General features: G+C 59.8%; 14 protein-coding genes. 5 read left to right on the plus strand and 9 right to left on the minus strand.

Annotated elements, in window-relative coordinates:
* Positions 1–45: 45 nt before the first annotated feature.
* Positions 46–762 (minus strand): TorF family putative porin, encoded by a 717-nt coding sequence (locus AC30D7_RS19980; protein ID WP_490135204.1) that lies wholly within the window; start codon positions 760–762, stop codon positions 46–48.
* Between the two features lie 208 nt (positions 763–970).
* Positions 971–1,159 carry a PFL_1563 family small protein gene (locus tag AC30D7_RS19985; RefSeq protein WP_017337097.1) on the minus strand — a complete coding sequence of 63 codons (189 nt, stop codon included), beginning with the start codon at positions 1,157–1,159 and terminating at the stop codon, positions 971–973.
* Positions 1,160–1,510: 351 nt separating this feature from the next.
* On the opposite strand from AC30D7_RS19985, the gene AC30D7_RS19990 reads away from it, so the two are divergent.
* From AC30D7_RS19990 to AC30D7_RS20000, 3 genes are all read left to right on the plus strand, one after another.
* Complete coding sequence (locus AC30D7_RS19990; protein WP_007942143.1) at positions 1,511–2,347, plus strand: CvfB family protein; 837 nt, start codon at positions 1,511–1,513, stop codon at positions 2,345–2,347.
* A 334-nt stretch (positions 2,348–2,681) separates the two neighbouring features.
* A complete protein-coding gene (locus AC30D7_RS19995) occupies positions 2,682–4,127 on the plus strand; it encodes an NCS1 family nucleobase:cation symporter-1 (RefSeq protein ID WP_490135205.1) in 1,446 nt (481 codons plus the stop codon).
* Between the two features lie 165 nt (positions 4,128–4,292).
* Complete coding sequence (locus tag AC30D7_RS20000; RefSeq protein WP_490135206.1) at positions 4,293–5,225, plus strand: DMT family transporter; 933 nt, start codon at positions 4,293–4,295, stop codon at positions 5,223–5,225.
* Here AC30D7_RS20000 and AC30D7_RS20005 read toward each other — a convergent pair.
* Positions 5,161–6,351: an MFS transporter gene (locus AC30D7_RS20005; RefSeq protein WP_490135207.1), complete on the minus strand. Its 1,191-nt coding sequence runs from the start codon at positions 6,349–6,351 to the stop codon at positions 5,161–5,163. The genes AC30D7_RS20000 and AC30D7_RS20005 overlap by 65 nt on opposite strands.
* A gap of 104 nt (positions 6,352–6,455) precedes the next feature.
* Here AC30D7_RS20005 and ptrR point away from each other — a divergent pair, with 104 nt between their 5' ends.
* Both ptrR and AC30D7_RS20015 read left to right on the plus strand, forming a co-directional pair.
* Positions 6,456–7,349 (plus strand): putrescine utilization regulator PtrR, encoded by an 894-nt coding sequence (ptrR, locus tag AC30D7_RS20010; protein WP_019648044.1) that lies wholly within the window; start codon positions 6,456–6,458, stop codon positions 7,347–7,349.
* A 140-nt stretch (positions 7,350–7,489) separates the two neighbouring features.
* On the plus strand, positions 7,490–7,618 hold the full coding sequence (locus AC30D7_RS20015) for a PA1414 family protein (protein ID WP_007914492.1): 129 nt from the start codon (positions 7,490–7,492) through the stop codon (positions 7,616–7,618).
* A gap of 186 nt (positions 7,619–7,804) precedes the next feature.
* Here AC30D7_RS20015 and AC30D7_RS20020 read toward each other — a convergent pair whose 3' ends face one another.
* The 6 genes from AC30D7_RS20020 to speB form a co-directional block, all read right to left on the minus strand.
* The gene (locus AC30D7_RS20020) at positions 7,805–8,056 is read right to left on the minus strand and encodes an acyl carrier protein (RefSeq protein ID WP_490135208.1); all 252 of its coding nucleotides are present in this window, start codon (positions 8,054–8,056) and stop codon (positions 7,805–7,807) included.
* A gap of 53 nt (positions 8,057–8,109) precedes the next feature.
* Positions 8,110–8,835 (minus strand): MBL fold metallo-hydrolase, encoded by a 726-nt coding sequence (locus AC30D7_RS20025; RefSeq protein WP_490135209.1) that lies wholly within the window; start codon positions 8,833–8,835, stop codon positions 8,110–8,112.
* Positions 8,836–8,920: 85 nt separating this feature from the next.
* A complete protein-coding gene (locus tag AC30D7_RS20030) occupies positions 8,921–10,300 on the minus strand; it encodes a sodium:solute symporter family protein (protein ID WP_490135210.1) in 1,380 nt (459 codons plus the stop codon).
* A 190-nt stretch (positions 10,301–10,490) separates the two neighbouring features.
* The gene (locus tag AC30D7_RS20035) at positions 10,491–12,002 is read right to left on the minus strand and encodes a purine-cytosine permease family protein (protein WP_490135211.1); all 1,512 of its coding nucleotides are present in this window, start codon (positions 12,000–12,002) and stop codon (positions 10,491–10,493) included.
* Positions 12,003–12,056: 54 nt separating this feature from the next.
* Positions 12,057–12,479 (minus strand): YybH family protein, encoded by a 423-nt coding sequence (locus AC30D7_RS20040; protein ID WP_019580765.1) that lies wholly within the window; start codon positions 12,477–12,479, stop codon positions 12,057–12,059.
* Positions 12,480–12,488: 9 nt separating this feature from the next.
* On the minus strand, positions 12,489–13,439 hold the full coding sequence (gene speB / locus AC30D7_RS20045) for an agmatinase (RefSeq protein ID WP_007942156.1): 951 nt from the start codon (positions 13,437–13,439) through the stop codon (positions 12,489–12,491).
* Positions 13,440–13,742 lie beyond the last annotated feature (303 nt).

The following is a 13,742-nucleotide window of genomic DNA, read 5'->3' on the forward strand; positions in this document are numbered from 1 at the left end:
GGGTTCTTTTATGTGAACGCAGGACGAGCCTGGCAGTTCAGCCGATTAATAGAAGGCGCGTACAGCCTTGAGAGTGACCAGACCGTCGCACTCGCTATTGTGGCCGGAATAGGCGGAGCAATCGCTGCCGCTCAGGCTTGAGTCACTGTAGATCAAGTCCAGGTCGATACCCATGAACGGCCGGGACAATTTCACCGACCAGTCGGTAAAACTGCCTACATATCCACCGTCAACGGACACCGGCGTATTGAGCTGGTGAGTGGTGTATTTCAGGCTGACCCCGATGCCGAACGGCTGATTGCCGCTGAGGTCGGCGAACAGGGTGCTGTTCTGTTTGTCCGGGTCGTTGCTGAAGGCAGCGCCGAAGCGGCTGCCCAGCAGGGTCAGGCCGCCGAACAACTCCTGGCTGTCGAGGGTATCCACTTTGGGATAGCTGTAATGGATCATGCCCACTTCGTAGCCGAGGGAGTGATCGAAGGGCTGTTTAAAGCCCATGTAGGAATCGACTTCAAGGTTGCTCGAAGGACTAAGCCCCATGCTGGGGGACCATTGGCCCACGTAGAAGCCGCTGTCGTGGCTCAGGTCGAGGCCACCGTGGAACGAGCCGGTCGTCGAGGGTTTGACCAGCCCTTGGGCCATGCTGCGGCTGGGGGTGGTGGCGAGTTTGAGATCGAAATCGCCAAATTCGCGCTGGAAGACTTGCGCATGGGCGAGCGAACACCACAACAGGCTGGCGAGCAGGAGAAAAGGGGGCTTGAGCATGCGTCACTCCATGAGCTGCGAGGAGCAGGTGGTGAAAACCTGCTGAAACGCTTGATCCAGACACGTGCAAGCATACCGGCGAATGTTCGGCATCGAGGGCCGTTCGTCGATTGTTGAAATATTGATTTGTTTTATGGGGTGTTGCTGGAGGGTTCCAGTCCAAGCGCTTCGAAGCTCAAAGCGCTTAGGGACCAGTTAACGCGGGGTATTACTTTTTGCCGAGCGTGATTTGCTTGGACGGGCCGAACGTCTGGCCGCTGACGCCTTTGGCAATTTGCTGGATCTCGCCGCCGGACTTGAGGAACGCAGCGATCTGATTGTTGATCGATTCGCTGGTTTCAACGGCTGGAGCTGGCTTTGCTTTGCTGTTGGATGCTTTTACACGCATGGCGGCCATTAACCTGTAGAAATTAACTTGGCTAGGCATCGTACAGGAAATACTTGACAATTGCTTGGTAAATATCCTCCCGAAATACACACGGCAGGTGCGCGAATAATCGCAAGTTATTATTTGGAATAGTCCCCTAAGCTGCTGTTTTAACTAAAAACCTCAGTGGGGAAATAGTGCTTTTCGGATCGGCTGGCCACGGTCCAGACCACCCGAACGGCCTGACGAGCGGCCAAACACGCCCGCCAAACCCAGGGAAATTAGGGCCTTGCGCGGATTTTCTCGCGCCACCGAGCCGGCCCGCCGAACGCCGCCCGCAAAACCGGGTAGAATGCCGCCCACGCAATGAGGGTATTGGACATGGCTTTAGTCGGGCGTTACAACAGTTTGCAAGTGGTTAAACACACTAACTTCGGTTTATATCTGGACGGTGGCGCGGATGGCGAAATCCTTCTGCCTAATCGTTATATTCCCAAAGATATTCCCAGCGAAGATGAAGATTGGCTCAACGTTTTTATTTATCTGGACAGCGATGACAAACTTATCGCCACCACCGAAAAGCCGAAAGTTCAGGTCGGTGAATTCGCCAGTTTGAAAGTCGTTGAAGTCAACAGCATCGGCGTGTTCCTGGATTGGGGGTTGCCGAAGGATCTGCTGCTGCCGTATTCCGAAGAAAAGCGCCAGATGACGGCCGGCGAGTATGTCGTGGTGCACGTCTACCTCGACAAACACACCCGGCGCATCACCGCGACGGCACGTCTGGACCGTTACCTGGACAAGACCCCGGCCAACTACACCCCGGGCCAGGAAGTTGATTTGCTGGTAGCCGAAGCGACCGATATGGGCTTCAAGGCAATCATCAACAACAAGCACTGGGGCTTGATCCACAAGAACGAAATCTTCAAGTTCATGCGCGCCGGTAAAGAAGAGAAGGGCTTTATCAAGGAAGTCCGTGCCGACGGCAAGATTAGCTTGAGCCTGCAGCCGGTGGGCGAAGCCGCTGCCACCAGTCTGAACTCGAAGATTCTCGCCAAGTTGCGCGACAACAACGGCACCCTGCCAGTCAGCGACAAGAGCGACCCGACGCTGATCAGCAGTATGTTCGGCGTCAGCAAGGGCAACTTCAAAAAGGCCATCGGTGCGTTGTACAAGAACGGCCAGATCGTCATTCACGCTGATCGTATCGAACTCAGCTGACCTGCACCGGCCCCGGTAGGCGCTACCGCAGGTTGTGATCAAAAAAGGATCCAGCCTACGGTAGCCTTCTGCGCAGCAGTCACCCATCTCTTTGTATACATAACACCCTGCACCGTTTGTAGGCGCGGACGCCCTGTTCGTGGGCGTTATAACCCCCTACACATCTTGGAAGCTTTGATCTGAACAGGGTTTAAAGCCAGGTTTGTCACACCTTTTGATCGTGTGGCACGCATTCTGCGTAGAAACTCGTATACAAACCATGCCGGCTCCCGTACGCAGTGTGGTTGCTGCATCAATCCCGGGGGCCGCGCCTGTACTTTCGAGGAGCCCCGCGATGACCGAACATTTGCCCAACGGCTACAGCCCACGTCTGTATAACCAGGACCTGGGGCCGCTGCCGCAGAAATGGAATTGGTACAACATCTTTGCCTTCTGGATGAGCGACGTGCACAGCGTCGGCGGCTATGTGTTCGCCGCCAGCCTGTTTGCGCTGGGGTTGGCGAGTTGGCAGGTGTTGATTGCCTTGCTCGGGGGGATTTGCATCGTGCAGTTGATCGCCAACCTGGTGGCCAAGCCGAGTCAGCAAGCCGCGGTGCCTTACCCGGTGATCTGCCGACTGGCGTTCGGGGTGTTCGGGGCGAATATTCCTGCGGTTATTCGCGGCCTGATCGCGGTGGCCTGGTACGGGATTCAAACGTACTTGGCGTCCAGTGCACTCATCATCGTCGTGCTACGGTTTTTTCCTGCGATGGCGACCTACGCCGAACCGCACTTTGCCGGTTTGTCCTACCTCGGCTGGTTCGGTTTCCTCAGCCTGTGGTTCGTCCAGGCGCTGGTGTTCTGGACTGGCATGGAGTCGATCCGTCGCTTCATCGACTGGGCCGGCCCCGTGGTGTACGGCGTGATGTTCCTGCTCGCCGGCTGGATCGTTTGGCAGGCCGGCTGGAGCAACATCAGCTTCACTCTCGCGGAAAAGTCACTGTCTGGCTGGGAAGCCTTCGGCCAGGTGATCGTGGCAACGGCGTTGGTGGTGTCGTACTTTTCCGGTCCGACCCTGAACTTCGGCGATTTCAGTCGCTACTGCCGCAGCATGAATGACGTGCGTCGCGGCAATTTCTGGGGGCTGCCGGTAAACTTTCTGGCGTTCTCGCTGGTGACCGTGGTGATCGTTTCCGGCACCTTGCCAGTGTTCGGTGAAATGCTTCACGACCCGATCGCCACCGTGGCGCGCATCGACAACAGCGTGGCGGTGCTGCTCGGCGCCTTTGCCTTCGTCACCGCGACCATCGGCATCAACATCGTCGCCAACTTTGTGTCCCCGGCGTTCGACTTCGCCAACGTCGCCCCGAGCAAAATCAGTTGGCGTGCGGGTGGCATGATCGCCGCCATGGCGTCGATCTTCATCACCCCGTGGAACCTCTTCAACAACCCCGAAGTGATTCACTACACCCTCGACGTGCTGGCGGCGTTCATTGGCCCGCTGTTCGGGATTCTGCTGGTGGATTACTACCTGATCAAAAAGCAGCAGATCGACGTCGATGCGCTGTTCAATGACGGCCCGAGCGGGCGTTATTACTACAGCGGCGGGATCAACTGGACGGCGGTCAAGGCGTTGATTCCTGCCACCCTGATGGGCGTTGCGATCACTTTCATCCCGGTGTTGCAGCCGATGGCCAACTTCGCCTGGTTCACCGGCTGTTTCCTCGGCGGCGTCCTGTACTTCGCGCTGGCCAGGCGTGAGCAGGCACAGCAATCGGCGGCGCTGGTCATCGCTGGATGACGTACGTGGCGATTTAAAGGTCTTTTGCAGACACCTTTTTCTGTCCATCTGGTTAATAATCGACAGCATAATTTTTCGCCTCGGCACCCTCTGTTCAGCAGGAACGCCGGGGCTTTGCTTTTACTGTCGAGTCACTGCCATGGATTGTGTTATCGAGGTGTTCCGGTGAGCGCTACACGGCGTAGCGCCGATGGGTTTGCCCTGCAAGTGATGGTCGGGCTGTGCCTGATCTGGGGTGTGCAACAGGTGATGATCAAATGGGCGGCGCCCGACATCGCGCCGGTCATGCAGGCGGCGGGGCGGTCGGGTATTTCCGCGTTGCTCGTAGGATTGTTGATCTGCTGGAAGGGCGGCTGGGATCAGGTCGGCGCTACCTGGCGCGGCGGCTTGCTTGCCGGCGCGTTGTTTGGCCTGGAGTTCTTCTTCATTGCCGAAGGTCTGCAACTGACCACGGCGGCGCACATGTCGGTGTTTCTCTACACCGCGCCGATCTTTACCGCGTTGGGCGTGCATTGGCTGCTGCCGAGTGAGCGTTTAAGACCGGTGCAGTGGCTGGGGATTTTTCTGGCGTTCATTGGCATTGCCATTGCGTTTGCCGGTGGTGTGTCCTGGGACAATCTTGACCACCGCATGTTGATGGGCGATGCCCTGGGTGTGCTGGCCGGCGCGTCGTGGGGCGCGACCACTGTAGTGGTGCGCGCCTCGCGTCTGTCGGAAGCGCCGGTGACCCTGACGCTGTTTTATCAACTGATCGTCGGCTTCGTCGGCCTGCTGCTGATCGCGATCCTCAGTGGTCAGGTCACCCATGTCAGCCTGACCACGGTGGCGGTGGCCAGCGTGCTGTTTCAGGGATTGGTGGTGTCGTTCTTCAGTTATCTGACGTGGTTCTGGCTACTGCGCCGTTACCTGGCGGCGAACCTCGCGGTGTTTTCGTTCATGACGCCGCTGTTCGGCGTCACGTTCGGCGTGGTGCTGCTGGGTGAAGAGCTGAGCCTGAACTTTGTGATCGGCGCGGTACTGGTTTTGCTCGGGATCACTTTTGTGAGCGCAGAGCAGTGGGTGCGCCGTCGTTTGCGCAAAGCACTTGGGCAACCCTGATCGGGCGCAGCAGCAAGCCTGCGGCAATGATAAAGCCGCTGCCGGCGATCACCAACGCGGGTTGCAAGCCACCGCTGAAATGGCTGCTCAGTGCCGCCAGCAACGGCCCACTGAGCTGACCCACGGCGAAGCACGCGGTCAGCAGCCCGGCGTTGCGCTGGGTGGCGTGGGGCGCCAGTTCCCGGGAGCGCTGCATCACCAGTTGCATGCAGGCCAGGAATGGCCCGCCACACAGGATCACCCCCAGCGCCAGTCCGGCGCCGCTGCCCAACAGGCAAGCAAACACACCGGCGGCCTGTAGCCACAGCGTTGCCATCAGCCAATTTCGAGTAGCGTTCGGGGAGTGCCGACGCAGGCTCACCAATACGACCCCGGTCGCCGCCGCCAGACCAAAGCACGGCCAGAACAGATCGGCTTGCCATTGCCCATGGAACTGCGCGCTGGCCATTTGTGAGAGGAAAGTGGCCGGGATGATGTAGCCCAAACCGTACAACCCATAGATCACCGGCAAACGTCCGACGCCTTGGTTGATCGACGTGGCGGCAAGCGGTGTCGCTGTAGAAGGGGCCGCCGGTTGCGGCAGGAACGGCAGAATCCCCAGTAGCATCACCAGCCCGACAGCGGCATACACCAACCATAAGGTCGCAGACGTCTGCCCCAGCAGGTTCGAGCCCAAGGCCAACAACCCTGTCAGAAAAATCCCCAACCCCGGACCGGCAAACACCAAGGCGCCGAGTCGCGGACGACCGGCCGCCGCTGCCAGCGGTTGGCTCAACGCGGTAATCATCACCAGCACCCAGGCACTGGCCACGCCCGTGCCGAAACGCAGCGCCAGATGCGCCCAGAACCCGTTGGCCCAGAACGAGGCCAGGGTCAGCAATACACACAACCACAAACCGCCGAGCAGGCGCCTGCGAACCTGATCGGGGCGACGGGCGAACATCGCGTCCACCGCGCCGACGAAGTAACCAAGGTAGTTGGCGGCGGCAATCAGACCAGCGGCAGTCAGGTCGATCTGACCTTCGCTGAGCAAGTGCGGCAGTTGTGGGGTGAGGGCGAAACGCCCGATGCCCATGGCCATCATCAGGGCGACAAAGCTGGCGGTTAAGCGAATCAGCGGGGACATGGTCTGAGTTCCGTTTCGAGGATCAATGACCGTCAGGCTAGGACTGATTGACTTTCTTTAAAAATGAATAATAGTGAGAAACTTATTCTTATTTGGAGAATGGCGTGGAGTTCAGCCAATTGCGGATCTTCCAGGCAGTGGCGGAGGAGGGTTCCATCACCCGAGCCGCTGAACGCCTGCATCGCGTGCCCTCCAACCTGTCGACCCGGCTTAAACAGCTCGAAGAGCAACTCGGTGTCGAATTGTTCGTACGCGAGCGTCAGCGTTTGCAGTTGTCACCTGCGGGAAAAGTCCTGCTGGACTACACCGCCAAGCTGTTCGCCTTGCACGACGAAGCCCACGCGGCGGTGCAGGGCGGGCAACCGGCCGGGGATTTCGTACTGGGCACCATGTACAGCACCGCCGCAATTCACTTGCCAGAGCTGTTGGCGCGTTATCACCGCCGCTACCCGGCGGTGAACCTGCAAGTGCAGTCGGGCCCCAGCGGTGAACTGCTCGAAGGGCTGCTCACCGGGCGCCTCGATGCGGCGCTGGTGGACGGCCCGCTGGAACTGGCCGGGCTCGACGGCGTGCCGTTGTGCGACGAACGGTTGGTGTTGATCAGCGAGGCCGATCATCCACCGGTGCGCAGTGCGCTGGATGTCGAAGGGCGTTCGGTGTTCACGTTTCGCCAGGGCTGTTCCTACCGGATGCGTCTGGAGGCTTGGTTCGCCCATGATCATGCGGCGATGGGCCGGGCCATGGAGATCGAGTCTTATCCGGGAATGCTGGCCTGCGTGATTGCCGGCTCCGGCGTGGCGCTGATGTCGGAGTCGATGCTCGCCAGTCTGCCGGGGCGTGAAAGCGTGGCGGTGCACCCGTTGGCCGAGCCGTTTGCCAGCGCGACCACCTGGCTGATGTGGCGCAAAGGCATGGTCGGGGCCAACCTGAATGCATGGATCGAGCAGCAACAGGCGGTGTATCCGTCGGCAACGGTCCAGGCCCAGGCAAATGTTTGAACGAACGTCCAAGGATTTGGATCAATTCAGTAACAGATCATTGCGATCTTGGGCGAGCATTGCGTAGGACTTCGGACTATTATCAGTGCGAAGGGGCTACAGAACTTCGGCCGCTCGGCACGACCCTGAAGGGGGGCATCATGAAAGAGAAAATCCAAAACTGGCTGCATGACCTGGGTGTCGCACTCGGTTTGATTGAACCGCCTCTGCAACCCGTGCCTATTCGCACTGATGACGAACAACGTCGACGCCAGCAGCGCCGTCGGTAAGTCTGGCAAATCACCTGTGGCGAGGGAGCTTGCTCTCGCTGGGGCGCGCAGCGGCCCCATTCATCGCCACTCAGGTGGGTCAGGTTGAGCGCGAGTGCAGCTTGCGATTGCTGCGCAATCGAGCGGGAGCAAGCTCCCTCGCCACAGAGGTTCGTTTGGCCCATCGGATGTATTTAGCAATCCGTTTCAATACCGCCCGATCTCAATCAGAAACCGGGTCAAGTCATTCGCCGTCCGGGCAGTCTTGAGCATCCGGTCTTCTTCGGCGGTAAACGCTGTCAATCCCAGTTGATCCTCCAGGCGGAAGACCAGCTCTTCGATATCCTCTTTATCCAATCCCAACTGCACCAGGCTTGTGTGATCGTCGAAGTCATCCTGATTTTCCAGCAGGCGACGGATGCGATGATGCACGGCGGCACGAACGGCGGCTCTTGTCATGAGATCCTTCTTCGAGAGCGTTATCAGGTTCCTGAAGCTGAGTACAGCAGGCTTCAGGCGTGTCGGCGCTGCCACTCGTCAATCATCGTGCGTAGATACTCCCCGGAAAAACTCCCGAAATGCCCGCCGTGCACGGTGCGGATCGGCATCGCGCGCAAGCGTTGCAGGCTGCAGGCGTAGTCATCGAGGTTGGAGTGGTAGGCGTTTTCGATCAGCGGCCCGTCGTAGATGATGTCGCCACTGAACAGGGTTTCAGTCGCCGCTTCATACAGGCTGATGCCACCCGGTGAGTGACCCGGCGTGTGCAGCACTTGCAGGACTCGATTACCGAGATCGAGCACGTCGCCGTCTTCGATAAAACCGGTGGCCGGCGCAGCTTTGACCCGGTATTCGGCGTAGCACAATGGGCAGTCGGGGTGAGCCTCGAACATATCGTCACCGACGAAAGCCTTGCTCAGGGTGTTGTCGCCGTCGGGTTCGGCGAGGATTTGTGCTTCGGCCGGATGCACCAGTCGTTCGTGGAATTCGTGATGGCCGGCGATGTGGTCGAAATGGCAATGGCTGGCCACAGCCACCAGCGGTCGTTCGGTGAGCCACGGCAATTGCTCGCGCAGGCTGACCAGCCCGGAACCGCTGTCCAGCAGCAAGTCCTTGTCGCGGCCCTGAATGTGCCAGAGGTTGCAGCGGTAAAAGGGCCGAATGTACGGCTCGTGGATCAGGCGGATGCCGTCGCTGAGTTGTTTGACCTCGAACCACTGATCACGGCTGACGATCTTCATGGGCAAATTCCTTCAGGCGAAAAAAAACGGGTGTGGCAACCGACGCCACACCCGCCGAAGAAAGCATCAGGTCGTTATAGAAATCTTAGGCAGCGCTCGCCACTATGGCCGGGCGACGGGACAGAAGGCTGACCACCACGAAACTCACCAGGCCCACGCCGAGGCTGTAGTAGATCGGGGTGTTGGCGTCCATGCCGTCCTTGACCATGAACAGCAGCGCAGTGGCAAAGCCCAGGCCCATGCTGGCGATGGCGCCGGCGGTGGTTGCGCGTTTCCAGAAGATCGCGCCGATCAGCGGGATCAGCATGCCGCCCACCAACAGGTTGTAAGCCAGGGTCAGCGCGCTGATCACGTCATGTACGACCAGAGCGATGCCGAGTACGACGATGCCGGTCAACAGGGTGAACAGGCGGTTCATGCCCAGGCTCGACTGTTTGCCTCCACGCAGTTTCGGCAGCAAGTCTTCGGTCAGTGTGGTGGCAGCGGCGAGCAGGCCGGCGCTGGCGGTGGACATCATGGCGGCCAGGGCCGCGGCGATCACCAGACCACGGATACCGTCCGGCAGGGACAGTTTGACGATGGCGGCGAAAGCGTTGTTGACGTTGTCCAGGTCCGGGATCAACACGTGAGCGGCCATGCCGATCAGGGCGCAAGCCAGGCCGTAAAGGATGCAGTAGAAGCCTGCGAAGGTACCGGCGACCTGAGCCACTTTGGCGCTCTTGACGGTGAACACACGCTGCCAGATGTCTTGGCCGATCAGGATCCCGAAGAAGTAGATCATGAAGTAGGTGATGATGGTGTCCCAGCCAATCGTGGTGAAGCTGAAGGCAGTGGCCGGCAGTTTCAACACCAATTCATCCCAGCCGCCAACGCGGTACAGGCAGATCGGCAACAGGATGAACATCAGGCCGACGGTCTTGATCACGAACTGGACGATGTCGGTCAAGGTCAGGGACCACATGCCGCCGATCGCAGAGTAGATCACAACCACGCCACCGCCGAGCAATACCGAGACCCAGAACGGCAGGCCGAACAGCACTTGCAGCACGGTGCCGATTGCCAAGATAGAAACTACGCCGATCATCAGCGCATACGCCAGCATGATCACCGCGCTCGCGGAGCGGGCCATCGGGTTGTAGCGTTTTTCCAGCACTTGGGTAACGGTGTAGATTTTCAGTTTCAGCAGCGGTTTGGCGAGGAACAGGTTCAGCGCCACGATCCCGCAGCCGAGTGCCGCGCACAGCCAGAAACCGGAGATGCCATGGACGTAGCCCAGGCGCACGGTGCCGACGGTGGACGCGCCGCCCAGAACGGTGGCGGCCATGGTGCCCATGTACATGCTCGGGCCGAGGTTGCGACCGGCGACCAAAAAGTCTTCGTTGGTCTTGGCCTTGCGCATGCCGTAATAGCCGAGCATCAGCATCGCGGCGGCGTAGATGAGTACGACGAATAAATCCAAAGCCATGATGGCGTGTCTCCGATTGTCTTTTTTATGGTGAGGCGAAAATCAATCCCTGTAGGAACATCATTTCCTGTGGGAGCGTGGCTTGCCCGCGATGGGTGCGCCGCGGACTGTCAGGCAGACCGCGTCATCGTTCTTCGCGGGCAAGCCTCGCTCCCACAGGTAGTGCGTTGATCACAGGTAATGCGTTGAATCAGGCGGCTTGTCGCATCGCCGGTTTACCGAGCGAATCCGTGCCCTTGCTGCGTGCATCGTTGGGGCCGAACACCGTGGCCGATTCCGGGAACAGGCTCAGCAGCGTCAGGTACACCAGCGAGGCCAGGCCGAGGGTTACCGGCAGGCTGATGTCGATCCCGCCAGCCAGATCTCCGAGTGGTCCGACAAACTGCCCCGGCAGGTTCACGAAGCACAAACCGACCGCGGCACTCGGGATCCAGGCGCCCAGGCCACGCCAGTTCCAGCCGTGGGTGAACCAGTAGCGGCCACCTTTTTCGCCACGGGTGAACACTTGCAGGTCATCCGGGCAGTAGAAGCCGCGACGCACCAGCAGGCCGATGATCATGATCACCATCCATGGAGTGGTGCAGGTGATGATCAGCACGGCGAAGGTCGACACGCTCTGCACCAGGTTCGCCGCAAAGCGCCCGATGAAGATGAAGGCAATCGACATCACGCCAATCAGCAGCGTGGCCTTGACCCGCGACAGAACTCGCGGGAACACGCTGGACATGTCCAGCCCGGTGCCATACAGCGACGTAGTGCCGGTGGACATGCCGCCGATCACCGCAATCAGGCACACCGGCAGGAAGAACCAGCTCGGCGATACCGCCAGCAGGCCGCCGACGTAGTTGTTGGCCGCGATGTAGTCCGGTGCCTTGATCGCCACGATGGTGGCGGTGGCGAGGCCGAACAGGAACGGGATGAAGGTCGCGATCTGCGAGATCACCACGGCGGCCATGATCCGGCGCTTGGAGGTATCACGCGGGATGTAGCGCGACCAGTCGCCGAGGAACGCCCCGAAGGAAATCGGGTTACTCATCGCCACCAGCGCAGCACCGATGAAAGCCGCCCAGAAACCCGGTTGCCCCATGCTGACGCTGCCGGCGTAGTTCACATCAAAAGGACCGGCGAAGGCGAAGACGCCCAGCAGGAACAACAGGCTGGCGCTCCACACGGCGATCTTGTTGACCCACAGCAGGAAGCGGAAGCCGTAGATGCACACTGTCAGCACCAGGATCGCGAACAGACCGTAGGCCAGGCCCAGGGTCAGGTCGGTTTCCGGCAGGCCGATCAGGCGTTTCGCACCACCGATCAACGCATCACCCGAACTCCATACCGAGAGCGAGAAGAAGGCGATAGCGGTCAGCAGCGACAGGAACGAACCGACGATCCGCCCGTGCACGCCGAAGTGCGCACCGGACGACACGGCGTTGTTGGTGCCATTGAGTGGACCGAACAGGCCCATCGGCGCGAGGATCAGCGAGCCCAGCAACACGCCCAGCACAATCGCCCAGACGCCCGCCTGAAAAGACAGGCCGAACAGTACCGGGAAACTGCCGAGCACGGCGGTGGCGAAGGTGTTGGAACCGCCGAAGATCATCCGGAACAAGTCCGTCGGGCCTGCGGTGCGTTCGTTGTCCGGGATCTGCTCGACCCCGTAGGTTTCAATGTGCGTAAGGCTTTGGTCTTTGTTGTTGTTATTCATGATCTGCTCCGATCATAAAGGCGCGCTCATCGTGCGTGAGCGTCACCTGTTTGGCTAAGGGGTTGGCAGCCCTTCCGGCATTGCGGACAAATGTTCGTGGCAGGCCAGCCATAGGCCTTGTTGTTCTTGGCCAGACGCCTGTTTCTTGAAAACAATCGTCTCGCGTTCCTGGCTGAAGTGTTGCTCCCCTTGCATGCGCAGCTCGGTGGCCACGTCATGGATGAAAATCGCCACGTCACCCTGCAGGCTGACGAAGGCGTTGCTCGAGGTGCACGACAGCACCTCGAAGCCGTCCTCGGCACGCCAGCTGTCCCACAACGCCTGGTAGGCATCGCGCGACAGCAGGGGCTGTTCGAGGGTGTAGAACACGAAGCTGGCATCGATGCTGAATGCGCCGAAGTAGGCTTCGCGATCGTTTCGGGCAAAGGCCGACACCAGTTCGGCGGCGGCATTGAGTACCTGATCACGTTCGTTCATGACCGATCCTCAGCGATGGACCACGCCTGGCAGTACGCAGAGCATTTCGTACAACAGGTTGGCGCCCAGCAGCGAGGTGTTGCCGGTGGTGTCGTACGCTGGCGAGACTTCTACCAAATCGCAGCCGACCAGGTCGAGGCCTTGGCAGCCGCGCACGATTTCAATCGCCTGAATGGTCGTCAGACCGCCGATTTCCGGGGTGCCGGTGCCAGGTGCCCAGGCCGGATCGATGCCGTCGATATCGAAACTCAGGTACACCGGACCGTCGCCGACTTTCTCGCGAACTTCGGCCATCAGCGGCGCCAGGGATTTGTGCCAGCATTCTTCAGCCTGAACCACGCGGAAGCCCTGATTGCGGCTCCAGTTGAAGTCATCAGCGGTGTAGCCCTGAGCCCGCAGGCCAATTTGCACTACGCGGTCGCAATCCAGAAGACCTTCTTCTACCGCGCGACGGAAGGTGGTGCCGTGGGCGATTTTCTCGCCGAACATGTGATCGTTCACATCGGCGTGAGCGTCGATGTGCACCAGGCCGACCTTGCCGTGCTTTTTATGGATGGCACGCAGGATCGGCAGGGTGATGGTGTGGTCGCCGCCCAGCGTCAGGGGGATCACATCGTGTTCGAGGATATTGTCGTAGGCCTCTTCGATGATCCGCACGGCGTCCAGCAGGTTGAAGGTGTTGATCGCCACGTCACCGATGTCGGCAACCGACAGCGAGTCGAACGGCGCAGCGCCGGTGGCCATGTTGTACGGACGGATCATCACCGATTCAGCGCGGATTTCACGCGGCCCGAAGCGGGTGCCGGGGCGCAGGGACGTGCCGATGTCCAGCGGGATGCCGATAAAGGCAGCGTCCAGGCCGGCAGCGGATGGCAAATGGGGGAGTCGCAGCATGGTGGCGATGCCGCCGAAACGCGGCATTTCATTGCCGCCCAGTGGTTGGTGAAGAATCTTGTCCACGGGTAAGGCCTCATCGTCGTTGTTTTATTTATGCAGGTAAGCCGCTCGGGGAGAGACGGGTTCCGCTGTGGGCCGATTCTGCGAAATGCAGTGGCCGGGAAGAATCGCTACGGGCAAATACTTAGTTCAGATTTTTCTAAACTAATGACGATGGCGGCGATAGACTGACGAGGATTTATGTAGCAGCTGCCGAGCCTGCGAGGCTGCGTTCGGCGGCGCAGCCGTCGTGAAATCAAGCTACGCGGTCTTACAGGTATACCGTGCAGTCAGGTTTTACGACGGCTGCGCCGCCGAACGCAGCCT

It is taken from the genome of Pseudomonas sp. DF5 (assembly GCF_058148225.1).